The sequence below is a fragment of the Arthrobacter sp. 05N425 genome, from assembly GCF_056397125.1.
Map to the genome: position 1 here is coordinate 40,610 of NZ_JBFTMU010000010.1, position 22,336 is coordinate 62,945.

The 22,336-nt window shown below is 69.5% G+C and carries 19 protein-coding genes; 8 read left to right on the forward strand and 11 right to left on the reverse strand.

Annotation, left to right across the window (positions count from 1 at the left end; genetic code table 11):
* The first annotated feature begins 93 nt into the window (after positions 1 to 93).
* Positions 94 to 900: an RDD family protein gene (locus AC1DGE_RS13030; protein ID WP_441418462.1), complete on the forward strand. Its 807-nt coding sequence runs from the start codon at positions 94 to 96 to the stop codon at positions 898 to 900.
* A gap of 44 nt (positions 901 to 944) precedes the next feature.
* On the opposite strand, the gene AC1DGE_RS13035 is transcribed toward AC1DGE_RS13030, so the two are convergent.
* From AC1DGE_RS13035 to AC1DGE_RS13055, 5 genes are all read right to left on the reverse strand, one after another.
* Positions 945 to 2,192, reverse strand: coding sequence for a L,D-transpeptidase (locus tag AC1DGE_RS13035; RefSeq protein WP_476893238.1), 1,248 nt, complete (start codon positions 2,190 to 2,192; stop codon positions 945 to 947).
* Positions 2,193 to 2,258: 66 nt separating this feature from the next.
* On the reverse strand, positions 2,259 to 3,485 hold the full coding sequence (locus AC1DGE_RS13040; protein WP_476893239.1) for a L,D-transpeptidase: 1,227 nt from the start codon (positions 3,483 to 3,485) through the stop codon (positions 2,259 to 2,261).
* A gap of 140 nt (positions 3,486 to 3,625) precedes the next feature.
* Complete coding sequence (gene ahcY, locus AC1DGE_RS13045; protein WP_476893240.1) at positions 3,626 to 5,104, reverse strand: adenosylhomocysteinase; 1,479 nt, start codon at positions 5,102 to 5,104, stop codon at positions 3,626 to 3,628.
* Between the two features lie 119 nt (positions 5,105 to 5,223).
* Positions 5,224 to 5,472, reverse strand: coding sequence for a Trm112 family protein (locus tag AC1DGE_RS13050; RefSeq protein ID WP_441418465.1), 249 nt, complete (start codon positions 5,470 to 5,472; stop codon positions 5,224 to 5,226).
* Between the two features lie 82 nt (positions 5,473 to 5,554).
* Positions 5,555 to 5,944: a DUF3499 domain-containing protein gene (locus AC1DGE_RS13055; protein ID WP_476893241.1), complete on the reverse strand. Its 390-nt coding sequence runs from the start codon at positions 5,942 to 5,944 to the stop codon at positions 5,555 to 5,557.
* A 165-nt stretch (positions 5,945 to 6,109) separates the two neighbouring features.
* On the opposite strand from AC1DGE_RS13055, the gene AC1DGE_RS13060 reads away from it, so the two are divergent.
* Positions 6,110 to 6,610: a metallopeptidase family protein gene (locus tag AC1DGE_RS13060; RefSeq protein ID WP_441418466.1), complete on the forward strand. Its 501-nt coding sequence runs from the start codon at positions 6,110 to 6,112 to the stop codon at positions 6,608 to 6,610.
* Positions 6,611 to 6,640: 30 nt separating this feature from the next.
* Here the strand turns inward: AC1DGE_RS13060 and AC1DGE_RS13065 are convergent, their stop codons facing one another.
* Genes AC1DGE_RS13065 through AC1DGE_RS13075 form a run of 3 tightly spaced genes read right to left on the reverse strand, consistent with a single transcriptional unit; the run spans position 6,641 to position 12,376 of the window.
* A complete protein-coding gene (locus tag AC1DGE_RS13065; RefSeq protein ID WP_441418467.1) occupies positions 6,641 to 8,380 on the reverse strand; it encodes a DUF5719 family protein in 1,740 nt (579 codons plus the stop codon).
* On the reverse strand, positions 8,373 to 11,801 hold the full coding sequence (locus AC1DGE_RS13070; RefSeq protein WP_476917582.1) for a glycosyltransferase family 2 protein: 3,429 nt from the start codon (positions 11,799 to 11,801) through the stop codon (positions 8,373 to 8,375). Before AC1DGE_RS13070 ends, AC1DGE_RS13065 begins: the two co-directional genes overlap by 8 nt.
* A 29-nt stretch (positions 11,802 to 11,830) precedes the next feature.
* A complete protein-coding gene (locus AC1DGE_RS13075; RefSeq protein ID WP_175322802.1) occupies positions 11,831 to 12,376 on the reverse strand; it encodes a WhiB family transcriptional regulator in 546 nt (181 codons plus the stop codon).
* A 372-nt stretch (positions 12,377 to 12,748) separates the two neighbouring features.
* Here AC1DGE_RS13075 and AC1DGE_RS13080 point away from each other — a divergent pair, with 372 nt between their 5' ends.
* Positions 12,749 to 13,477, forward strand: coding sequence for a TIGR03089 family protein (locus AC1DGE_RS13080; protein ID WP_476917583.1), 729 nt, complete (start codon positions 12,749 to 12,751; stop codon positions 13,475 to 13,477).
* Positions 13,478 to 13,509: 32 nt separating this feature from the next.
* Here the strand turns inward: AC1DGE_RS13080 and AC1DGE_RS13085 are convergent, their stop codons facing one another.
* Positions 13,510 to 14,082: a GtrA family protein gene (locus AC1DGE_RS13085; RefSeq protein ID WP_476909348.1), complete on the reverse strand. Its 573-nt coding sequence runs from the start codon at positions 14,080 to 14,082 to the stop codon at positions 13,510 to 13,512.
* Positions 14,083 to 14,298: 216 nt separating this feature from the next.
* On the opposite strand from AC1DGE_RS13085, the gene AC1DGE_RS13090 reads away from it, so the two are divergent.
* The 5 genes from AC1DGE_RS13090 (at position 14,299) to AC1DGE_RS13110 (ending at position 20,032) form a co-directional block, all read left to right on the forward strand.
* Positions 14,299 to 15,492 carry a 5-(carboxyamino)imidazole ribonucleotide synthase gene (locus tag AC1DGE_RS13090; protein ID WP_476917584.1) on the forward strand — a complete coding sequence of 398 codons (1,194 nt, stop codon included), beginning with the start codon at positions 14,299 to 14,301 and terminating at the stop codon, positions 15,490 to 15,492.
* A 74-nt stretch (positions 15,493 to 15,566) separates the two neighbouring features.
* Positions 15,567 to 16,091: a 5-(carboxyamino)imidazole ribonucleotide mutase gene (purE, locus tag AC1DGE_RS13095; protein WP_476893291.1), complete on the forward strand. Its 525-nt coding sequence runs from the start codon at positions 15,567 to 15,569 to the stop codon at positions 16,089 to 16,091.
* An 11-nt stretch (positions 16,092 to 16,102) separates the two neighbouring features.
* Positions 16,103 to 17,734, forward strand: coding sequence for an LCP family protein (locus tag AC1DGE_RS13100; protein WP_476917585.1), 1,632 nt, complete (start codon positions 16,103 to 16,105; stop codon positions 17,732 to 17,734).
* Between the two features lie 69 nt (positions 17,735 to 17,803).
* Positions 17,804 to 19,069, forward strand: coding sequence for a mannose-6-phosphate isomerase, class I (manA, locus tag AC1DGE_RS13105; protein WP_476917586.1), 1,266 nt, complete (start codon positions 17,804 to 17,806; stop codon positions 19,067 to 19,069).
* A gap of 3 nt (positions 19,070 to 19,072) precedes the next feature.
* Positions 19,073 to 20,032 carry a lipid II:glycine glycyltransferase FemX gene (locus tag AC1DGE_RS13110; RefSeq protein ID WP_476917587.1) on the forward strand — a complete coding sequence of 320 codons (960 nt, stop codon included), beginning with the start codon at positions 19,073 to 19,075 and terminating at the stop codon, positions 20,030 to 20,032.
* A 2-nt stretch (positions 20,033 to 20,034) separates the two neighbouring features.
* Here AC1DGE_RS13110 and galE read toward each other — a convergent pair whose 3' ends face one another.
* Positions 20,035 to 21,009: a UDP-glucose 4-epimerase GalE gene (galE, locus tag AC1DGE_RS13115; RefSeq protein ID WP_441418475.1), complete on the reverse strand. Its 975-nt coding sequence runs from the start codon at positions 21,007 to 21,009 to the stop codon at positions 20,035 to 20,037.
* Positions 21,010 to 21,126: 117 nt separating this feature from the next.
* Positions 21,127 to 22,149 carry a class II fructose-bisphosphatase gene (gene glpX, locus AC1DGE_RS13120; protein ID WP_175322845.1) on the reverse strand — a complete coding sequence of 341 codons (1,023 nt, stop codon included), beginning with the start codon at positions 22,147 to 22,149 and terminating at the stop codon, positions 21,127 to 21,129.
* Positions 22,150 to 22,336 lie beyond the last annotated feature (187 nt).

Below are 22,336 nucleotides of genomic sequence, written 5' to 3' on the forward strand. Positions count from 1 at the left end.
GGAAAACGTGGCGGCAAAGGTCTGTCCGCGCTCAGGACCGGCACCTGACGATGGTTAGACTGTGCCTGACTGGCAGACGAGCGGGGGTCCGGGTTGAGTTCCATCATCACAGGCGAGGGCGTCGTCCTGGAGTTGCGGCCGGCGTCGTTCGCCGCCCGGGCGCTGGGCCTGCTGCTGGACGTCCTGGCACACACCGCCGTGCTCTGGGGCCTGCTGGTGGTAGTCGGCGCCGCCGCCCCCGAGCTGGATCGTGCCGCCATGGGCGCCCTGGTCACCGTCGTCGTCGTCTTCTGCTTCGTGGTGCTGCCCGTCACGGTGGAGACCCTCAGCCGCGGCCTGTCGCTGGGGAAGCTGGCCACCGGCCTGCGGATCGTGCGCGACGACGGCGGTGCGATCCGTTTCCGGCATGCCCTGATCCGGGGGCTGATAGGTTTCCTCGAGATTTACACGACGCTGGGCGGACTGGCGATCGCCGTCGCGCTCTTCAACGGGAAGTCCAAGCGGCTCGGTGACCTGGTGGCCGGCACCTATGCGTTGCGACGGCGGGTGCAGGCCGAAGCTCCCGTGCTGCACAGCGTGCCGTTCCACCTCCAGCCCTGGGTGTCGCTCGCGGACATTGGCCGGATTCCGGACGCCGCGGCCCGCCGCGCCTCGCTCTTCATCCGCCAGGCCCACCGCATGTCCCCCGGCTCCCGGGTGGCGATGGCGCAGTCGCTGGCCACCGAGCTAGCGGCGCACGTTGCTCCCCCGCCGCCGGCCGGAACCGGGCCGGAGGAATACCTGGCCGCGGTGCTGGGCGAGCGGAGCCGCCGCGAGCTGGACCGTCTGCGGCTCACCCGGGAACGCAACGCGCGCCTCGGCGCACGGCTTGGGCGGCTGCCGCACCAGCGGGCCCGCTGACCGTGGTCCGGCCGCGGGGCTCGGCGTTTGCCGGCCGCGCGGGCTCAGCGCTTGCCGTACTGGGCCCAGGGGATGTTCCAGTCACCGAAGCCTTCCAGCGGCTCCACCGGCGCCGCCCCCGTGTTCAGGGTCTGCACCACGTCGCCGGTCCTCATGTTGTTGAAGAACCACTGGGCGTCCGCCGGGAGCAGTCCAACACAACCGTGAGAGACGTTGAACCGGCCCACCGCGCCCCACGCGGACTCCAGTGCCTGGTGGACGTAGACGCCCGACGTCGTCAGCCGGTTGGCGTACTCGACGGTAAGCGGCGGGTAGTAGCCTTTGTCGCCGGGCTTGAGGCCGATGCTGCCGGCGTTGAATTTGGAGCGGCGTTCCTGCTCCATGATGACGGCGTAGCCGGAGGGCGATAGCCAGTCCTCGCCGCCGAGGGTGACCGGTGCGGTCTTGACCAGCCGGCCGTCGAAGTAGACCTTCATCGTCTTCGTGACGTCGTCCACGACGGCGAGCCGCTGCGGCCCCACTTTGTAGGACACCGGGACGTTCGAGTTGCCGACCATGCCGTTACCGAAGTCGACGCCGAACAGTTTCAGGTCCACGGTGATCCGGCTGTTGGCGGCCCAGAAGCGCTCCGGCCGGATCCGGACGCGCCGGTCCGAGTACCAGCGCCAGGCGACGGCCTGACCGGAGGAGACGGTAACCTTCACGGCCTTCTCCATGGCCGCCTTGTTGATGACCGGCTCGCTGAACACGATCTCAATGGGCTGCCCGGCGCCAATGGTGCTGCCGCCCCGCGGATAGACCGCGGCGTCGGCTTCGTTGGCCGTGGCGACGGTCGAGAAGCTTTGGACCTTCTTCGTCTCCCGGCCGGCCAGGTCCACGATCGTGAAGCTGTAGTGGTACCGGGTGTCGAACTCCAGGGGGTCCCCGGCGGTCCAGGTGGAGCCGTCCGCGCTGGTGGTGCCGGGGACCGGGGCGCCGCCGGGTTCGGGCCGCAGCACCACGTCCTTTATTACGCCGTTGACGGCTTTGACCGACGGCAGGGCGGCCGGGTTGACGTCCCGGGCGCCGTCGGTCGGCGTTACCCCGAGTTCAACGGCCTTCACGACAGGCGCAACCAGGCCCGAGACGTTGCGCATCGGCGACCCCGCTTCCGAGGGCAGGTCGCTGTCCGCCCAGACCGGGCCGGTGGCGACGCCGATTCCGCCGGCACAGATGGCGAGGCAGATCCCGGCTACTGCCAGCATCTTGCCGGTACTTCGACCGCTCTTGCCTTGCCTTACCGTCTTGGCCATCCCGCATCCCCCAACTGCAATTCCCCCATTGTGCAAATCCCCCGGCGCCTTGCCAGGCGCCCCGGCTCAGTTCGCGTACTTCGCCCAGGGGATGTTCCAGTCCCCGAAGCCGTCGTCGTACGCCGCATAGTCGCCGTCGGTGTTGACCACCTGGACCACGTCCCCGGTCGTCATGTTGTCGAAGACCCACTTGGCGCCGGCCGGTCCCAGGCCGACGCAGCCGTGCGAGAGGTTCACCTTGCCGATGTAGGGCATCGCGGAGGCCGTGGCCTGGTGGATGAACTCGCCGCTGGGGGTCAGTCGTGTGGCGTAATTGACGTCGAGCTGCCCGTAGTAGGCCGGGTCGCCCGGTTTGAGGCCGATGGTGCGGGCGTCCATGTGCTCCACCCGGTATTTCTCCATCAGCACCAGGTAGCCGCGCGCCGACGGGAACCGGGTGTCCCCCATGGTCGCGGGCCACCGCCCGACTTGCCGGTCGTTGATCGAGGCCGTGAAGGTGTGCGCCTTGGCATCCGCCACGGCGACCTTCTTGTCGCCAATGTGGACCGTGACCAACTTATTGAAGTTGCCGACCTGGCCCTTGCCCAGATTGACGCCAAAGAGCTTGATGTCCATGGTGATGGTGCTGTTGGCCGCCCAGAAATTCTGCGGCCGGTACCGGACCATGGTGTTGCTGAACCAGTGGAAGTCCCCGACCTGGCCCGAGGTGGAGCTGATCTTGATAGCCTTTTCGACGGCGGCGCGGTTCAGTACCGGCTCGCTGAAGGTGAGCTGGAGCGGCTGCGCGACCCCGACCTTCATGCCGTCCAGCGGATAGATGGCAGCGTCCGCCTCGTTGGCGGTGGTCACCGTGGTGAAGCTGCGGGTGTTCTCGGTCGATCGTCCCGCGCCGTCAACCACTGAGTAGCTGTAGCTGTAGCGGGTGTTGAATTCCAGCGGCCCGGTGGCGGCCCAGCTGGATCCGTCGGCGCTGAGCTTCCCGTCCACGGACTGGCCCGTCTCGCTTGTCAGCGCCGCCCGCTCAATCCGGCCGTTGCCCACCTTCAGGGTGACCGGGGCGGCCGGGTTGACCTGGACGGCGGCGTCGGCGGGCGCTACGGCGAGCTGGAGCGGGGGCACCACCGGGAAGGCCAGGCCTTGGGTCGATCGCTCCGGCGATCCTGCTTCGGAGGCAAAGGAGGCGTGCGCCAGGGGTCCTGCCGCGGCGAAGACTCCGCCGCCGGCTGCCAGGGCGCATACGGCTGCCAGCACGGCGGCTTTCCGGCCGGTGCTCCAGCTTTTCGGGGCGATCACAATACTCGGGTCCTTCCACACGTTACCTTGAAAGCATATGTGAATTTCTGGTGCGGCCCGCCGTTGCCAGCGCCACGATACGGTCACAAAAGGGGCCCCGGACGCTAAGTCCAGGGCCCCTTTTGCTCGCAGTGTCGCGCTTAGTAGCGGTAGTGCTCCGGCTTGTACGGGCCGGCGACGTCGAGGTCCAGGTAGGCAGCCTGTTCCTTGGTCAGCTCGGTCAGTTGCACGCCGAGGGCGCCAAGGTGCAGCCGGGCCACCTTCTCATCGAGGATCTTCGGCAGCACGTAAACCTGCTTTTCGTACTTGCGCTCACCTTCCGGCTGGCCCGCCTTGGTGAACAGTTCGATCTGCGCGATGGTCTGGTTGGCGAAGGAGTTGCTCATCACGAAGGAGGGGTGCCCGGTCGCGTTGCCGAGGTTCAGCAGCCGGCCCTCGGACAGGACGATGATGGAGCGCTCTTCCGCGGTCCCGGCATCGAACACCCACTCGTGCACCTGCGGCTTGATCTCGACCTTCGTGATGCCGGGGATCCGGGCGAGCCCGGCCATGTCAATCTCGTTGTCGAAGTGGCCGATGTTGCCCACGATCGCCTTGTCGCGCATCCCGGCCATGTGCTCGGCCATGATGACGTCCTTGTTGCCCGTGGTGGTGATGAAGATGTGGCCTTCAGCCAGCACGCTCTCGAGCGTCGCCACCTGGTAGCCGTCCATCGCCGCCTGCAGCGCGCAGATCGGGTCGATTTCGGTGACGATAACGCGCGAGCCCTGGCCCCGGAACGCCTCCGCGGCGCCCTTGCCGACGTCGCCGTACCCGCATACGACGGCGACCTTGCCGCCCATCAGCACGTCGGTGGCGCGGTTGATGCCGTCCGGCAGCGAGTGGCGGATGCCGTACTTGTTGTCGAACTTGCTCTTGGTGACGGAGTCGTTGACGTTGATCGCCGGGAACAACAGCTTGCCCTGCTCGGCGAGCTGGTAGAGACGGTGGACGCCTGTGGTGGTCTCCTCGGTTACGCCGAGCAGGCGCGAGCCGATCCGGGTCCACTTCTGCGGGTCCTTCTGCAGCGAGGCGCGCAGCACCTCGAGGAAGACGCGGCCCTCCTCGGACTCATCGTCGCCTGCCGCCGGCACGGCGCCCAGGGCCTCGAATTCCGCGCCCTTGTGCACCAGCATGGTGGCGTCGCCGCCGTCGTCGAGGATCATGTTCGGTCCCAGGTCCGGGTTGCTGTCCGCACCGGGCCAGGTCAGGATCTGCTCGGCCGTCCACCAGTATTCCTCGAGCGTCTCGCCCTTCCAGGCGAACACCGGAACGCCCTGCGGGTCCTCGACGGTGCCCTGGCCGACCACGACGGCGGCTGCGGCCTCATTCTGGGTGGAGAAGATGTTGCAGGAAGCCCAGCGGACCTCGGCGCCGAGGGCGGTGAGGGTCTCGATCAGCACGGCCGTCTGCACCGTCATGTGCAGGGAGCCGGCGATCCGGGCACCCTTGAGTGGCTGGCTCGCGCCGAACTCCTCGCGCAGGGACATCAGCCCGGGCATCTCGTGCTCTGCGAGGCGGATCTGGTGCCGGCCGGCCTCGGCCAGCGAAATGTCGGCAATTTTATAGTCGAAAGTCATGGGGATCCTTTGGGGTAGCCGGAATATAGCTGGAGGGACTGCAAGTGGTTCGGCGCCGAGGCGCCCTCCGATGGGTCGGCGGCGCTTGTTCCGTCCGCCGCCCGCACCGGAGGACGGGGCTACTCTGCGGCGTGGCGGGGCGCGCCGTCGTGACGGCCGCCGTCGTGCTGATCGGAGGAGGCGGCGGTGGCCGCGGCCAGCAGCTCCGGCGGCAGCAGCAGCGGGATGCCGTCCTCGATCGTGTAGCGCAGCTTCTGCCCGTTCGAGTCGGGCGACGCGGCGACGAGCTCTTCGCCCTCCTGTACCAGGGCTGAGCCGGTCACGGGGCAGCGCAGGACAGACAACAGTTCGGGACTGATCAGTGGCATGGTGAAGGCTCCCTGGGGGCGACGCCGCTGGCGCCGGTGGCGTACGGAAATTTCAGTTCCCAGCCTACCGCCAGTTCGCGGCTCAGGAGGGTTCGCGCAGGACGCGCAGGTGCCCGCGGCGCGTACCGTCGGCGGCGGCCGGGGCTTCGAGGGCCGGATGCGCGGAACGCTGGCCCTGGGCGGGCTCTGCGGCTGCGGGCCGGGCGGCGGCCTCGCGGACCGCATGGGCAAGGGCCAGCAGGTCATCGGGCCCGGGACCGGCCGGAGTGGCCGGCATCGCGAGCCTCAGGACTTCCCAGCCCCGCGGCACGGTCAGGGTACCGGCGTGTTGTTCGCAAAGGTCGTAGCAGTGCGGCTCGGCGTAGGTGGCCAGCGGGCCGAGCACCGCGGTGGAGTCGGCATACACGTACGTCAAAGTAGCCACCGCCGAATTGCGGCAGGCTGACCTTGAACACTGACGAATTGCACCCACGACATCACAGACTACTCCCCCACCTGCCCGCTCCCGCGCATTGAAACGCCCGTCCGGCCCCGGGACGCCGCGCCCAGGGCGGCCGACGGCGTCGGGCGGGCTCCGACGGCGGGTCGCGGCGGCCGCCATATCGCAGAAATCAGGCGCCGGGTTTAGAGTCAAGATATGCAGTCATCGCACCATGATCCCGGCTTTACGGTCCGGTTGGCTGACCCCGGCGACGGCGGCGCCGCCAAGGGGAAGAGCTTCCGGCAACGCCGCAGGAACCGGCACGGCCGCGGCCTGCGCGGCGAGCTGATGCTCCCGACGCTGCCCGGCTACCGGACACGTTCGGACCGCTTCGATGACTTTGTCCTGGATTCGGCCCAGCGCCTGCACGATATCTGGGGCAAGCCGCTGGACGGGGTCCGTTTTGCGGTCGAGGAAATCCCGCCCGGACTCGAGAAGCTCGTAGCCGACGGCACCCCGGCGCCGATGGGCTCCTACACACCGGCGACGGCGGAGGAGGGCCCCGTGATCACGCTTTACCGGAGGGTTGTCGAGCAGGCCTGCGGCAGCCGCGACGAACTCCAGGACCTCGTGCATGACGTGGTGGTGGAGCGTACCGCGGAGATGCTCGGCGTCCCGCCCGAGTCGCTGGACCCGGTGTACCGCCGCCGCTATTAGGCCGCCGTTGCTGGGCGCCGGCCGTCGCGGTTAATACCCGAGGGTGACCGGGATCTGTTCCTGGCCGGCCGCCCCGGGGAGAACCGGGATGCTGGCGATGTCGGACCTGCCGCCCTGCTGCAGCATGACGGCCCCGTAGGCCGCATCCCCCGCCGCCGAGACCAGGTACCCCACCAGCGGCGAGCCACCCACGTCCCCGGGAATTCTGACGGAGGCGGTGGTTCCGCCGGCAATGTCCATTGTGGCCGCGGCCCGGACCTTGCCGTCGGCAGTGATCGGCGTGTACGAGATCTTGGCGCGGCCTTCCGGCGCGCCGAACATCAGGAACCGCTCGCCCGTCCGGGGCACCGGAACGACGTGCTGGCTTCCGAGCCTCGCCGAAGACGGCGCCCAGGCCAAATCGGCGGCTTCCTCGGCCTTGAGCCCACGGGTGACCCGGGCCGCGGCGGCGAAGGAAACGTCCGAGCTGGCCGCCACCGTGTAGTGCCCCGCCGGGACGCCCGCGAGGGAGACCTCGGTGACGGCGCCCGACTTGGCGGTGACTACGCCGCCGCCGGGCAGGGCCTTTTGGCCGTCGCGCCCGAATAGTTTCACTTCCACCACGGCGTCCGCGGCGCCGGGGACGGTGATCTGCAGGGCAGGTTTGGCGTCGGCAAAGCCGGTTTTGGCGGCCAGCGCCGCCAGGGCGTCCGGGTTCTGGATATCAATGCCGGAGATGACCTGGCGGGTCGCGGGGGCCGTTCCCGGCGAAATGAAATCCACCCCGCCGGGGGTCAGCCCGCGCAGCACGCTTTGCTGGATGACGGCTGCGACGGGGCCGCCGGTGCTGCGCACCCGCACGCTCAGCTGGTCCTGCCCGGGCGCCAGGCCGGCCAGGATGATGGACCGGGTGCTGCCCGGCGCGACCAGCAGCCCGCGGCTGCCGGGGGCCTGGATGGGGCCTTTGGCGCCGAAGAGATCCAGGCTGACGGTAGCCGGCGTCCCGGAGGCGTTGCTGAGGTTCAGCACGGCGGTCCGGCCGAGGGCGGTGTTCGCCCCGACCAGCCACAGGTCGTTGGCCGGACGCTGGCAGGCGGCGGCAGCCGTGCCGCGCAGATCCCCGTCCGTGGCCGTGTAGCTCATCACGGCCCCGGCAGAGGGCTGCTGGTTTCCCTGGGCATCCGCGCTGAGCACACTGACGGCGTCGACAGCGCGCTGCGGCACCACGCCGGCCCGCAGCGCCGAAGGGGCGCCCGGGGCGGGGCTTGCGGCCGGCCCCGCGGTGGCAGGGGTGGCCTTGGCAAGTTCCACCAGCCGGCTGCCGGCCAGCGCGGCGAGCCGGCTTCCGGGAAGTGCGCCGGTGCTGGAACTGATGACGACGGCGCTGACCGCGCTCTTGGCGGTCGCCGATTCCGGGCTGAACTGCGGGTCGGTGCCGACGGGCGTGCCTTCGAGCAGCCGTGCAGGTCCGGGGCAGATGCCCACGCTGCTGCCGGCCGGAACCGCGGACAGCGGCGCCTCCAGCGGCCGGCTGCCGGTGACCTGCGGGGTGAGTGCGGCTGCCGCGACCAGCCCGCCGCCGGCGGCGACGAGCACTGCGGCGGAGAGAACTCCGCCGACGGCCCCCGAGAGGCTCTTCAGCCGGGCCAACGCGGTAACCCCGGTGTGGGCCGTGTCCGGCTGGGCGCCGCGTGCGCTTCTGTCCCGCCGGCTCTCAACCGCCGGTGTCTGGGGCTGCTTGGCCGGTTCGGGCCGTTCCGGAGGCGTTGGGGCCCCATGGTTGTCATGCATGCTGATGTTCCTTACGCAGGGAGCCTTCGTCCCTGGAGAGCCCGGTGTTCGGGCGGCGGGCAGGCATCGGAATGGCCAGCAGGATTGTCAGGCCGATCACGACGGCCTGGACGATTCCGGTCCAGAGGGCCCACGGGTTTTCGTAGCGGATGCTGAGCTGGCCGCCCTGGGCCGGCAGGGTAAACGCCTGCGCCCAGTCGGCGGTGGTGGCGGTCAGGCGCCGGCCATCGAGCCAGGCGCTCCAGCCCGGATCGGCGCGGTCGGCGAGGACCACCAGCCGGCCTTCGGGCCCGGCAGGCACGGCCGCGTCGGCGGCGACCACCCCGGCGGGCAGCAGCCCGACGGTGGTGCCGGCAGCGTTGACGACGCGCACGCGGTGCGCGACGTCGGCGGCCTTGGCAGCCGTCTCGTTCAGCGGGCTGATCCGCCACAACCAGCCGACGTCGGTCTGGCCGACGGCCACGAGGCCGGGAACGGCGTCCATCCGGCTGGCCGTCAGTTCCGCCGAGCTGTCGCTGGCCTCCAGGACCACGAACCCGACGCCGAGCTGCTCGAGCTGCCGGCGGGGGTCCACGCCCTGGCCGGCGGCAATCGTGGCGACCACGCTGCGCAGGGAAGCCGCGACGGCGTCGTCGTCCCGGACCGTTTCCTTGCCCGGCTCGCCCATCACCTGACGGGCGGAGGCCACGGCGGACAGCTCGTCCAGCCTGGTACCGTCGCCCCGCATGAGCGCGGCCGCGAACGTCCCGTCCTCCTTGGCGGAGAGGACCAGGGTCCGGGTCTGTTCCGGTCCCTCGCCGCGGTCGATGGCCGTCGCCGGGAGCGTGCGGGCCTTGCTGGCCTGGACCAGCCGGCGGGTGCCGAGCGCACCATTGCCATGGTCAGCGTTGGTGTCCGCATCCGCCCCCGCGATGCTGCCGGCGGCGGCATCTGACGCGTCCCCGCCCGGGGCGGCCGCGGCGGCCGGAGGCGGGTCGGACTGCAGCACGTTGTGCGCGGCCCACGCGGCGAGCCCGGCCAGGGGCCCGGCGAGCAGGAGCACCGTTGCGGCGACGGCGGTGCCCCGGATGAGGATTTTGCGAACCAAAAACGCCCGGCCCGGTGCGGCCGTAGCGGTCGCGTCTGCGGCGTCGAGGACGGCTTCGGCGCCGAGCAGCGCCGCACCCAGCAGCGCGAACGCCGCCGCCGATACCGTCGGCCCGGTGAAAGGGGAGACCAGAACGTCGGCGCTGGCGCCGGTGGCGACGTGCCCGGCCAGCCAGCCGCCCGCCAGCATCAGCACGGCGGCGGCCCAGAAACTGCGGGCCAGCCGCGGCCGCCGGCCCGTGCCACGCCGGCCCGGGAGGAACAGCGCGGTGAGGGCCAGCAGCAGGAGGGGCAGGCCGAGCAGCAGTGCCAGCAGCAGCGCCCACGGCACGGCCCCCGGCCCGAAGACCGTCAGTCCGGCCAGGCCGGCGCCGGACTCGAACCGCAGCGGCTGCCCCAGCGCCTGCTGCCAGAGCGGCGCGGCATCGAAGCCCAGCGGCAGGCCCGGGTCGGCCAGCAGGGCCCGCGGCCGGTCCAGGGCAGAGAGGGCAAAGGGAAGGAACAGGGCAAGGCTGGGAAGCAGCGACCACCAGACGGTCCGCCCACGGCCTCGCAGCAGCACGCCGCACAGTATGACGACGGTGAAGGAGGGCAGCAGCAGCGAGGGCGCCGCCGCGGTAACGACTGCCAGCGCCAGTCCCGCCGCGGCCGCCGCGGTCCAGGACGGCGTGCCGTTGATTCCGGGCTTGACGGGAGGCGCCTCGGTGAAGCGCCGCTCGCCCGGCGCGGGGACGGCGTAGCGTCCGCGGCCCGGGACGGAGCCGGTGGCGCGGAGCAGGGCCAGGATTAGCAACGGCATCATCACGTGCGCAATGAGCGCACCGAGGCGGCCCTGGTTGAGTGCCACCTGGAGGGCGGGAGCGCCGGCCCAGATGAGCGCGGCAACAAGACGCAGCCTGCGCCGGCGCGTCAGGGCGCCGGCGGCGAACCAGGCCCCCAGCGCGGACAACGGCATGGCCAGCACCAGCAGCCAGGCCACTGCGCCGTTGGTGTTGCCGGCGCCAAGGACGCCCAGCCCCCAGAGCACGTAGCCGAACGGGTCGCCGTGGCCCGGCAGGCCGGCACCGAGGGCAATCCACCAGCCAGAGGCATGGTTCCAGATGTCGCCGAGGCGGGCCGAGACCGGGATCAGCGCCCCGCCGGTGACGGCGTCGGCGCGGAACAGGCTCAGCAGGCCAATCAGGGAGGCTGCGGCGGTGAGCAGCAGCGCCAGCAGGGCGCCGTTTCCCGCCCAGCCGCGCCCGGTGGTGTCCAGGGCGGCGAAGTCGTCGGCGGAATCGCCGCTGGGCTGTTCGGCCAGCGGGTCGTGCCTGGACGACGCCTCGGTATCGTCGGATCCGAGCGCCTCCATCAGCGAACGCCGGTGCGCCCAGACCTCGCGCCGCGGCGTCAGCAGCCCCTTGATGACGGAGCGGCGGATGCGCCGTGTGCGGGCCGCGTTGCGCCGGCCGCGGTACACGGCCGCGGGCCTCCCGAGGGCGCCAAGGGTTGCCAGCAGCTGGGAGAATCCGTGGCCGGGGTCCTTGACGGCGATGCTGAGGACAAGTTTGAAGAGGCTGCCCAGCAGGGCGCCGACGGCGTGCAGCGGAACCTTCCAGGCCGAGGCGTGCTTGAGCCGCAGGTGGACCTGGGCCTTGCGGGCCGCCGTCGCGTTGCCCTGGGCGTGCGGCCGGTGCGACACGTGGAAGATCCGGGCGCTCGGGACCACCACTACGCGGTGGCCGGCGAGCCGGTTGCGCCAGCAGAAGTCGACGTCGTCGCCGCTGCCCGGAAGGGCAGGGTCGAAGCCGCGGAGCTCCTCCCAGACGTCGCGGCGCACCAGCATGCCGGCCGAGTTGACGGCGAAGGTGTCGCTGCGGCCGTCGTACTGGCCCTGGTCGAGTTCGTCGGCTTCGATGAGCGTCAGGCGCTCGGCCCAGCGGCTGGTGGAAAGTCCGACGTCGATCAGCCGTCGGCCAGCGTGCCAGTCCAGCTGCTTGCAGCCGGCCACGGTGACCGATGGCGCCCGCTCCACGGCGTGCAGGAGCTCGGCGAGGGCCTCGGGAGCCGGCGCGGCGTCGTCGTGCAGCAACCAGATCCATTCGGAGGCGGCGTGCCCGGCGTCCCCGCGCCAGGGCGCGAGCGCCTTCAGTCCGGCCTGGACGGCACCGCCCATACCGGTCCTGGCCTGGTCGAAGACGGTGACGCTGGCTTTGCCGAGCGCCTGCTCAAGCAGTGCCGCCGAGTGGTCGCGTGATCCGGTGTCGATCCCGATGGCTGCATCCGCTGGACGGGTCTGCGCCGCCAATGCCGCCAGGGTCCTGGGGAGATAGTCACCGCCGTTGTGGGCTACCACAACGGCGGTGACTCGTACTTCTTGAAGAATTAGACTGCCCGCTTCCTAAGCCGGCGGCGTTCCCGCTCGGAGAGGCCGCCCCAGATGCCGAAGCGCTCGTCGTTGGACAAGGCGTACTCCAGGCACTGTGAGCGTACATTGCATGCACCGCACACCTTCTTGGCGTCGCGGGTGGAGCCTCCCTTTTCAGGGAAGAAGGCCTCCGGGTCGGTCTGCGCGCAGAGTGCGTCTGTCTGCCATCCGAGCTCGCCTTCGTCATCGAAGTCCTGCCGGGACGGCAGCCCGATCCACACCGGCTGGGCGGTGGTTCCGGAGTGCAGGGTCTGCAGTTCCATTGGCGGGTCGAGCGGATCATTGTCCTGCTCCGGATTCCCCGCCAGAAGTGCTTCATGGGCTGCGAGGAAGGCCGTGGCCTGGTCCTGCAGCGAATCCTGGGTGTGTTCGTTGTACCGCTCCGCGGCGTCCGGATCGGCCGGGTCGACGTACCAGTCACTCGGCACCCCGCGTGAACGGTATTTTGCCGTCGCCTGGCCGGCGACAACTTCATCTTCATGGATACGCTCTGCAAGCCCCATTGGCGTTCCCTCTCTGATTTTGCAGCCTTTGCCTGACCCTCGGACACTCGGTTGTGTGCCGCCTGATGCGCATTGGCTTTCGATACCTAATTACACGCGTGTAAGTATCCGGGAGTCAAGCCGCAGCGGAGATAATAATCAATTCCCGTCAGAATGCCGGGGCACGCCACGCCCGGGAGTTTTCGCGCTCCGTCCGCCCGCTGGCAAGGAATTGACAGCCTGCTGACCACTTTCTTGTGCTTTTTCTGCGATTCTCCTGCGTTCACGCTGATTTTCCGGCGCCGCCCTCCACCGCCCTGCCACCCTCCGGGACGGGTCACCGTTCCGGCTGTGACCGAGATCACGCCCGCGCCGCCGTGGCAAGATGAGGGCATGAGCATCCCGGCAATCGAACTGATGACAGCCCTGCGATCCGGCCAGTCGACCTCGCCCCGGTTGACTTGGTACGGGCCCGACGCCGAACGCGTGGAACTCTCCGGCCGGGTGCTGGACAACTGGGTGGCCAAGACCAGCAATCTCTTGCAGGACGAGCTGGACGCTGAGCCGGGAACGCGGTTGAGACTGGATCTGCCGGCGCACTGGAAATCCGTGGTGCTCGCGCTGGCCGCCTGGCAGCTCGGCATGGAAGTGGTGCTCGACGCCGTGGAAGCCGAGCTGCTCGCCACCGCGGAGCCGGGGCCGGCGGCCGCGGAAGGTGCGTTCGACGCCGTCGTGGCGGTCGCGCTGCCGGCGCTGGCGATGCGCTGGCTGGGCGAGTTGCCTTCCGGCGTCGTGGACTACGCCGCCGAGGTGCGCTCCCATGGCGACTTCTTCATGCCGCACGTGGACCCGGAAGCCGGCCGCCGGGCCGTGCAGGGTGCTGCGGGCGGGGCGTACAGCCACGCCGAGCTGCTGCAGGGTTTTGCCGCCCCGGCGAAGGGCCCGGCGGCGGAGTCCGCGGAGGGCGGGGAGCGGTTGCTGGTCCGGGCCGCCGAGGGCCTCGAATCGGTCCTGGCGCAGTCCCTCGGGGCGTGGCAGCGCGATGGTTCCGTGGTGCTGGTGCACCCGGACGTTGCGGTGACCGACCGGCTGCTCAGTGACGAGCGCGTCAGCCGGAGCTGACCCGGGCCGGCCTTGTCAGCGGAGGGACCGGATCAGCGGTGGTCGGGTTCGGCTCCGGGAACGTCCGGGTCCTGGAGGCCCTGCCCGGGAACCCTGACGGCGTCCTGGCCGTGCGGGTGCCGTTCGATGATTTCGTGGTCGTGCGAGAACTCCGGCTCGTCGTCGAGTTCCTTGTTGAAAACCAGGAAGCGGTAGGCGAAGAACCGCACCACCGTGGCGACGAGGATGCCGACGATGCCGGCGGAGAAAAGCATGTTCTTGTCCGTGATGCCCATGCCGTACTTGGCGAGGGCGGTGAGGCCGGTGGAGATGCCGATGCCAATGCCGTTGATGAGGACGAACATGGCGAATTCACGCAGTACGTTTTCCTGGCGCCGGTGGCGGAAGGTCCAGAAGCGGTTCGCGATCCAGGAGAAGATCGTGGCGACGGTTGCGCCGACGAAGCGGGCCTTCGCCTCGCTGTCGGACATGGCGCCGTGCATCAGGTAGTACGTCAGGCCGTTGTCGATGATGAAGGCGACACCGCCGACGGCGCCGAACTTGGCCACTTCGCGCCAGAAGAGCGAGGCAAGCCCACGCGCACGATCTGCAAGTGTGTTAATCATGACCCTCCATGGCCGTTTGAATCTGGTGGAATCTGGCGGCCACATGGCCAACGGCCCATTTTAGCGCCGTTTCCCGGGTGTTCGCCCCCCCGGCCGGCCCCAATCCGCGGCGGCGCCCGGCAAACCGCGCCAAAAATGCCGCTTTTTAGAGGGCTGTTTGGGAGGCCCGGGCGTGCGAAGGCCGGTTCCGCGCAGGTGTTCGGTAGGCTGGGAGATGTGACTTTTCCTGTAATCGGTGTGGTTGGCGGCGGCCAGCTTGCCCGCATGATGGCCCCTGCCGCGACCGCCCTCGGCTTCGAACTCCGTGTCCTCGCCGAGGCTGAGGACGTTTCCGCCGTCGCGGCCGTGGCCAAGGCCCCGGTCGGCGACTACACGGACCTTGACCACCTGCTGGAGTTCTCCCGCGGCCTGGACGTGCTGACCTTTGACCATGAGCATGTCCCCACCGGGCACCTGCGCGCCCTGATCGAGGCCGGCGTCAACGTCCACCCGGGCCCGGATGCCCTCGTCAGCGCCCAGGACAAGCTGGTGATGCGCGCAGCGATCGACCGGCTGGAGCTTCCCAACCCGCGCTGGGCCGCCGTGGCGGACGTGCAGGATCTGGTTGCCTTCGGGGACGACGCCGGCTGGCCGGTGGTGCTCAAGACGCCGCGGGGCGGCTACGACGGCAAGGGCGTGCGGATCGTCGCCTCCGCCGACGAAGCCGCGGACGCGGCCGACTGGTTCGAGGCGATGAGCCCGCTGCTGGCCGAGGCCAAGGTGGAGTTCAGCCGTGAACTCTCGGCCATGGTTGCGCGGACGCCCGACGGCGAATCCCGGGCCTGGCCAGTGGTCCACACCGTCCAGGTCGACGGCGTCTGCGACGAAGTCATCGCCCCCGCCCTGGACATCCCGCTGGAGGTCGCCGCCGCGGCCGAGGAGGCCGCCGTCCGGATCGCCAACGAGCTCGGCGTCACCGGCGTCATGGCCGTGGAGATGTTCGAAACCCCCGGGGTCGGCGCCGGCTTCCTGATCAATGAACTCGCCATGCGTCCGCACAACACCGGCCACTGGACGCAGGACGGCTCGGTCACAAGCCAGTTCGAACAGCACCTGCGCGCCATCCTGAACCTGCCGCTGGGAGCCACCGACCTGCTGGGACCTGTGGTGGTCATGAAGAATTTCCTCGGCGGCGCGAACCAGAACCTGTTCTCCGCCTACCCCGCGGCCCTCGCCAGTGAGCCGGCCGCCAAAGTCCACTGCTACGGCAAGGCCGTGCGGCCTGGCCGCAAAATCGGGCACGTCAATCTGGTCGGGGCCTCTGCCGCCGACGTCGACTCCGTCCGGCAGCGGGCCGCGACCGTCGCCAACATTATCCGGGACGGACGGGCGCATGCCGCCGCCCCGGGGAACCCCGAGGAGAACGCGTGAACGCCAGCACCGAAGCCCAAGACTCCGTTTCCCGGAACTCCGGCAACGGGGCCGCCCCGATTGTGGGCCTCGTGATGGGGTCCGACTCCGACTGGCCCGTGATGGAGGCCGCCGCCGAGGCGCTGGCCGAATTCGGTATCCCCTTCGAAGCTGACGTCGTCTCCGCCCACCGCATGCCCACCGAGATGATCCGCTACGGGCAGACCGCGCATGAACGCGGCCTGCGCGTGATCATCGCCGGCGCCGGCGGCGCAGCACACCTCCCCGGCATGCTCGCCTCCGTGACTCCCCTGCCCGTGATTGGCGTGCCCGTGCCGCTGAAGACCCTGGACGGGATGGACTCGCTGCTGTCCATCGTTCAGATGCCCGCCGGTGTGCCGGTGGCCACGGTCTCGATCGCCGGCGCCCGCAACGCCGGGTTGCTCGCGGTCCGGATGCTGGCCTCGGGCACGGACGCCCTCGCGGACCAGCTGCGGTCCGAACTGGTGCAGTTTGCCCAGGAACTCAACGACGCCGCCACCCGGAAGGGTGCGAACCTGCGCAGCAAGGTGGCCGAAGTCTTCTCGGACGAAAACAGCGTCACGCGGGGCGGCCGGTAGGGGTCCAGCACATGAGCAAAGGTTTCGCCGCTGCGCAGGAAAAGTCGCAGCCGCCACGGAGCGCCCTGACGGACCCGGTCCGCTACCCCTCCGGAGCGGCGTCGCCGGTCCTGGCCAAGCGCGCCTTCCTGCTGATCCTGATGACGCTGCTGGTCCCCGGCAGCGCCCAGACCGTCGCGGGCAACCGCCGGCTGGGGCGGTTCGCGCTCCGCGTCACCCTGACCGCATGGGTCCTGGTCATCGCGGCCCTGGTCCTGCTGGTGGTGTCCCGCCCGACGCTGATCAACTTCATCGCCAATCCCGCCACCTCGCTGGTGCTGGTCATCGTGCTTGCGCTGCTCGCCCTCGGCTGGGCGGCCCTGTTCCTGAATACGCTGCGCCTGGTCCGCCCGGTGCTGCTTGAGACCGGGACGCGCACCGCCGTCGTCGCCACCTTGGTGCTGGCCATGCTGCTCAGCAGCGGCAGCCTGGGCTACGCGGCGTACCTGCTGAACGTCGGCCGGGACGCGATCGGCACGATCTTCGCCAACGGCCCGGCCATGGAGCCGTCCGAAGGCCGCTACAACTTCCTGATGATGGGCGGCGACGCCGGGGCGGACCGCACCGGCCGCCGCCCGGACAGCCTGTCCGTGATCAGCGTGGACGCCAAGACCGGCAAGGCGGCGATCATCTCCATCCCCCGCAACCTCCAGAACGCGCAGTTCAGCGAGGGCTCCCCGATGCGGAAGATCTACCCGGACGGCTACGACTGCGGCAATGAGTGCCTCATCAACGCCATCAACACCGAGGTCACCAACAAGTACAAGGATCTTTACCCCGGCGTGCAGGACCCGGGCGCCCAAGCCACCCTCGAGGCGGTTTCCGGTACCCTCGGCATCAAGGTCCAGGCCTATGTGCTGGTGGACATGGACGGCTTCGCCAAACTCATCGACGCCATGGGCGGCATCCGGATCAAGGCCGGCGGGTGGGTCCCGATCAGCGGCCCCACCATCGACGAAGCCAACGGAATCCACGGCATGCCGCTGGGCTGGATCCCGGCCGGCGACAACAAGCTCGACGGCTATCACGCCCTCTGGTACGGCCGCTCCCGAGAATTCGTCGACGATTACGCCCGGATCGCCCGCCAGCAGTGCGTCCAGCAGGCGATGCTCAAGCAGATGGATCCCGCGACGCTGCTCGCGAAATTCGAGGGGATCGTCAAGGCCGGCACCAAGGTGGTCGACTCCAACATTTCCGCCAGCCAGCTCGGCAGCTTCGTGGACCTCGCGATGAAGTCCAAGGGCCAGCCCGTAAGCCGGCTGACGATCGGGCCGCCGGACTTCGACGCCTCCTTCTCCACGGTGCCGGACTTCAACAAGATCCACCAGGCGGTGGACAAGTTGCTCGGCCCCGCTCCCGCGGCCGGGGCAGCCGACGACTCCATCCGCCAGCCGGCCCTGGTGCCCGGACCGCTCTCCGCGGCCGGAGCACTCTCCGCCACCGAGCCTTCGCCGTCGCCGTCGTCGTCGGACTTCACCCCCGTGACCACCACGCCGGAGGGCGAGCCGATCACGGAGAAAATGCTCAACGACTTCAAACGCAACGGCGATGAGCAGTCCATCCGCAACCTGGTGGCCACCAACGGCCAGTGCGCGCCACTCTAGGTCCGGACGGTTGTTCCGTCCCTCCAGCAGGTTCCAGCCACCAGCTCGCCATGAGCAGATAGGTATTCCGTGTACGAACTTGAGAACGTCCTCCGGCCCTACGCCTGGGGATCGACCACCGCGATCGCCGGTCTGCTCGGCCGGCCGGCCTCCGGCGGCCCGGAGGCCGAGCTCTGGATCGGCGCCCACCCGGACTCCCCGTCGCTGGCAGTCACCGCAGCAGCCGCCGACGGCGACGGCGGCCGGCTGGCCCTGGACGAGCTGATCGCCAGCGACCCGGAGCACCATCTGGGCGGCGACAGCGTGGCCCGCTTCGGTCCCCGGCTGCCGTTCCTGCTCAAGGTTCTTGCCGCCGAACGCCCGCTGTCCCTGCAGGTGCATCCGACGCTGGAGCAGGCGCGGGCCGGGTTCGCCCGCGAGGAGGCTACCGGCGTCGACCGGGCCGCCACGGAGCGGAACTACAAGGACGACAACCACAAGCCGGAGATGATTTTCGCCCTGACGCCGTTCGAGGCCCTCTGCGGGTTCCGGCCGGCGGCAGAGTCGCGGGCCGTGTTCCTGCACCTGGTGCAGTGCCTTGAGGTCGCGGGCCTGGACGTCCCGGCCCTGCTCCCCCGGCTGCTCGAAGACCTGGCCCGGTCCGACGAACCGGCGGCCCTTAGGGCAGCCTTCGAGCGGCTGATCGCCGGCGGCGAGGATGTCGCCGCCGCGACGGCCGCCGTCGTCGCCGCGCTGGTCTCCGGCGCGCCCATGGCATCGCACGGGGCGGAGCTGACCACGGTGGTGAACCTCAACCAGGACTACCCCGGGGATGCCGGCGTGCTGATCTCGCTGCTGCTGAACCGGATTTCCCTCGCCCCCGGCGAGGCCGTCTACCTGCCCGCCGGCAATGTGCACGCGTACCTGCACGGGCTCGGCATCGAGGTGATGGCGTCCTCGGACAACGTGCTGCGCGGCGGGCTGACACCGAAATTCGTGGACGTGCCGGAACTGCTGAAGACGATCGCCTTCGAGGCCGTCGGCGTGCCGGCGCTCAGCGCGGAGACGACGATGCTCGGCCAGGAGATCTATCGGCCGCCGTTCCAGGAATTCGCGCTGCAGCGGGTGGAACTGCGCCCCGGCGCGGAACCCATGCCGCTGGCGCAGGCCGGCGCCGCGGTCATCATCGTGGTGTCCGGCGCAATCCTGCTGGACTCCCCCAAGGGCGATCTGCAGCTGGAGCGGGGCGCTTCGGCATTCCTCCCGGCCGCCGAGGCGCCGGTCAACGTGCACCCCGTCGCGGGTGCCACCGGGCCCGCCGTGGCCTTTGCCGTCTCTACCGGAATGAAGGCCTGAACCGTGGACTACTTCCTGCAGGGCCCGCACTGGGCCGACGTCCAGCGCGCCTTGGGCCGCACCGTGCACGAGCAGGCCGGGGAGGGCTGGCGTTTCCTCGCCGTCGAAGAACGCAACCCTGCCGGGAAGGTGCTGTACGTGCCGTACGGGCCGCTGGCCGAGTCCCTAGCCGCCTTCGACGCCGCGCTGGAGTCCTTGACGGCGCTGGCGCAACGGTGCGGGGCGGTGTGCATCCGGCTGGAACCGGTCAGCGCCGGGTTCGCGGCCGCCGACGCCGGCACCGTGCTGCGCAGCCGCGGCCTGCGGCCCGCGCCGGCGAACCTGCAGCCCGAACTGAGCTGGATAGTGGACCTGGACCGCGACTTCAAGGACGTCCTGGCGGACATGAAGCCGGTCAACCGCAACCTGTACCGCAACATCCATAAGAAGGGTGTGACCTTCCGGTCCAGCCAGGATCCCGCGGAGATTTCCGTGCTGCTGGACTTCCTGCACCTGACCGCGGCACGCAACGGCTTCAAGCCGCAAAGTGACGAGTACCTGACCCAGGTTGCACGTTCGCTGATGCCGGCCGGCGCCGCCACGCTCTTCATCGCCGAACTCGAGGGCAAGCCGATCGCTGCGGCCCTGGCCTACGACTCCGCGGACACCCGCACCTATGCGCACGCCGCCCTGGATGACACGCACCGGAAGCTCAGCGCGGGTATCCCGCTGCTGGTCACGCTGATGGCCGATGCCAAGGACAAGGGCCTGGCGCACGTGGACCTCTGGGGCGTGGCCCCCGCGGACCAGCCCGACCATAAGTGGGCCGGATTCACGGCGTTCAAGAAATCCTTTGGCGGCCGTGAAATCGCGTACCCCGGAACCTGGGACCTGCCGGTGAAGAAGGTCCGCTACGGCGCGTACCAGCTCGCCCGCAAGGCCGCCCAGCTCCTCAAGGGCCTGCGCGCCAGGCTCGGTAAGTAGCGCTAGCTTCCGGCCGAAACCGCGCGTTTCTGCGCCTCGTAGGCGCTGGCGACCATCTCCTCGACAGAGTGGCGCATCTTCCAGTCAAGGTCTCGGCCGGCCAGGGTCCCGTCGGCGACGATCCGGTCGGGATCCCCGGGCCGGCGCGGCCCGATCTCCGGCTCGAAGTCGATGCCGGTCACTTGAGCCATGGCCGTCATGATCTGCCGGACCGACAGGCCGTCGCCGGATCCGAGGTTGTAGACACGCTCCAGTGTCCGGCCCGCTGCGAGGGCCTGGGCCGCGGCCACGTGGGACGACGCGAGGTCGGCGACGTGGACGTAGTCGCGCACGCAGGTGCCGTCCTCGGTGTTGTAGTCGGTGCCGTAGATCTTCGGGGTCTTCCCCGACGTCAGCGCCCGCAGCACGATCGGGAAAAGGTTGTGCGGGCTCGTGTCGTAAAGCTCGGGTGATCCGGAGCCGACGACGTTGAAGTAACGCAGCGAGGTGTGCTGCAGTCCCCGGGCCCGTCCCTGGTCCCGGATGAGCCACTCGCCGATGAGCTTGCTCTCGCCGTACGGGGATTCCGGCCGGGTGGGCGTGTCCTCGGTGACGATGTCCCCGGACGGGGTGCCGTACGTGGCTGCGGAGGAAGAGAACACCAGTTTGTCGACTCCGGCGAGCTCCATCGCCTTGAGCAGTTCCGCCGTTCCGGTGACGTTTTGCTCATATGTGAGCAGCGGCTCCTGCACGGAGACACCGGCGTACTTGAAGCCGGCAAGGTGGATCACCCCTGTCACGCCGTGATCGAGCATGGTGCGGGCCATCAGCTCGGCATCGAGGATGTTCCCGTGCACAAAGGGCACGTCGTCCGGGACGAATTCCCGGTGCCCGCTGGACAGTGAATCCACCACCACCGATGGCATCGACGCCGCGCGCAAAGCCGCGACCACATGGGAACCGATATATCCTGCGCCGCCAGTAACAAGCCAAGTCATGGCTCCACCCTATCCAATGCCGGCGAGAGCCCGGCAAGCCGACGTCGGGCTGCCGCACAAATAAGAGATCCCGGGACGCAGGGCGCGTCCCGGGATCTCTTGAGTGCCGCGCTGGTGCTAGCTCTTGCGGGCGTAGCCTTCCCACTTGCTGGCCTGGTGCTCGCCGTCCACGAAGCGGATGGTGCCCGACTTGGAGCGCATCACGATGGACTGGGTGAGGACCTTGTCCTTGGAGTAGCGGACACCCTTGAGCAGGTCGCCGTCGGTGATTCCGGTAGCCGCGAAGTAGCAGTTGTCGCTCGAGACCAGGTCGTTGGTGGAGAGCACCCGGTCCAGGTCATGTCCGGCGTCGATGGCCTTTTGCTTCTCTTCGTCGCTGGTGGGCCAGAGCCGGCCCTGGATGACGCCGCCCAGGGACTTGATGGCGCAGGCGGCGACGATCCCTTCCGGCGTTCCGCCGATGCCCATCAGGGCGTCGACGCCGGTACCGGCACGGGCCGCGGCGATGGCGCCGGCGACGTCGCCGTCCATGATGAACTTCGTGCGGGCGCCGGCCTCGCGGATTTCCTCGACCAGCGGGCGGTGCCGGTCCCGGTCCAGGATCATCACGTTGAGCTGGTTGACCTTGACGCCCTTGGCCTTGGCGATCAAGTGCAGGTTCTGCTTCACCGGCAGGCGCAGGTCCACCATGTCGGCGGCTTCCGGACCGGTGACGAGCTTCTCCATGTAGAACACGGCGGAGGGGTCGAACATGGAGCCGCGCTCGGCCACGGCCAGGACGGCCAGGGCGTTGTTGATGCCGAGGGCGGTCAGCCGGGTTCCGTCGATCGGGTCGACGGCGACGTCGCACTCGGGGCCGGTGCCGTCGCCGACACGCTCGCCGTTGAACAGCATCGGGGCTTCGTCTTTTTCGCCCTCACCGATGACCACGACGCCGTTGAAGTGGACGGTCTGCAGGAAGGAGCGCATGGCGTCGACGGCGGCGCCGTCGGCCTTGTTCTTGTCGCCAAAACCGACCCAGTGGCCGCCGGCGATGGCCGCGGCCTCCGTGACGCGGACCAGCTCCAAGGCAAGGTTGCGGTCAGGCTCGTCGATGCCGACGGCGAGCGACGGGGAAAGCGTGGAGTACTTCTGGGTCATGGACGCTGGTGACACGTGAACCTCTTCTTCGAGTGGCGATCATTGAACCCGCGGCATCCGGTCTCCGGCCACCGCGGTGATTCGTCTGGTACTGATCATAGTCGCGGCGGCCTCCATCGGTCATGGAATGACCAAACCGTGAACCTGCCCGGATTCGGCAGGCGCCCTCCCGCCGAATGTGAGATCG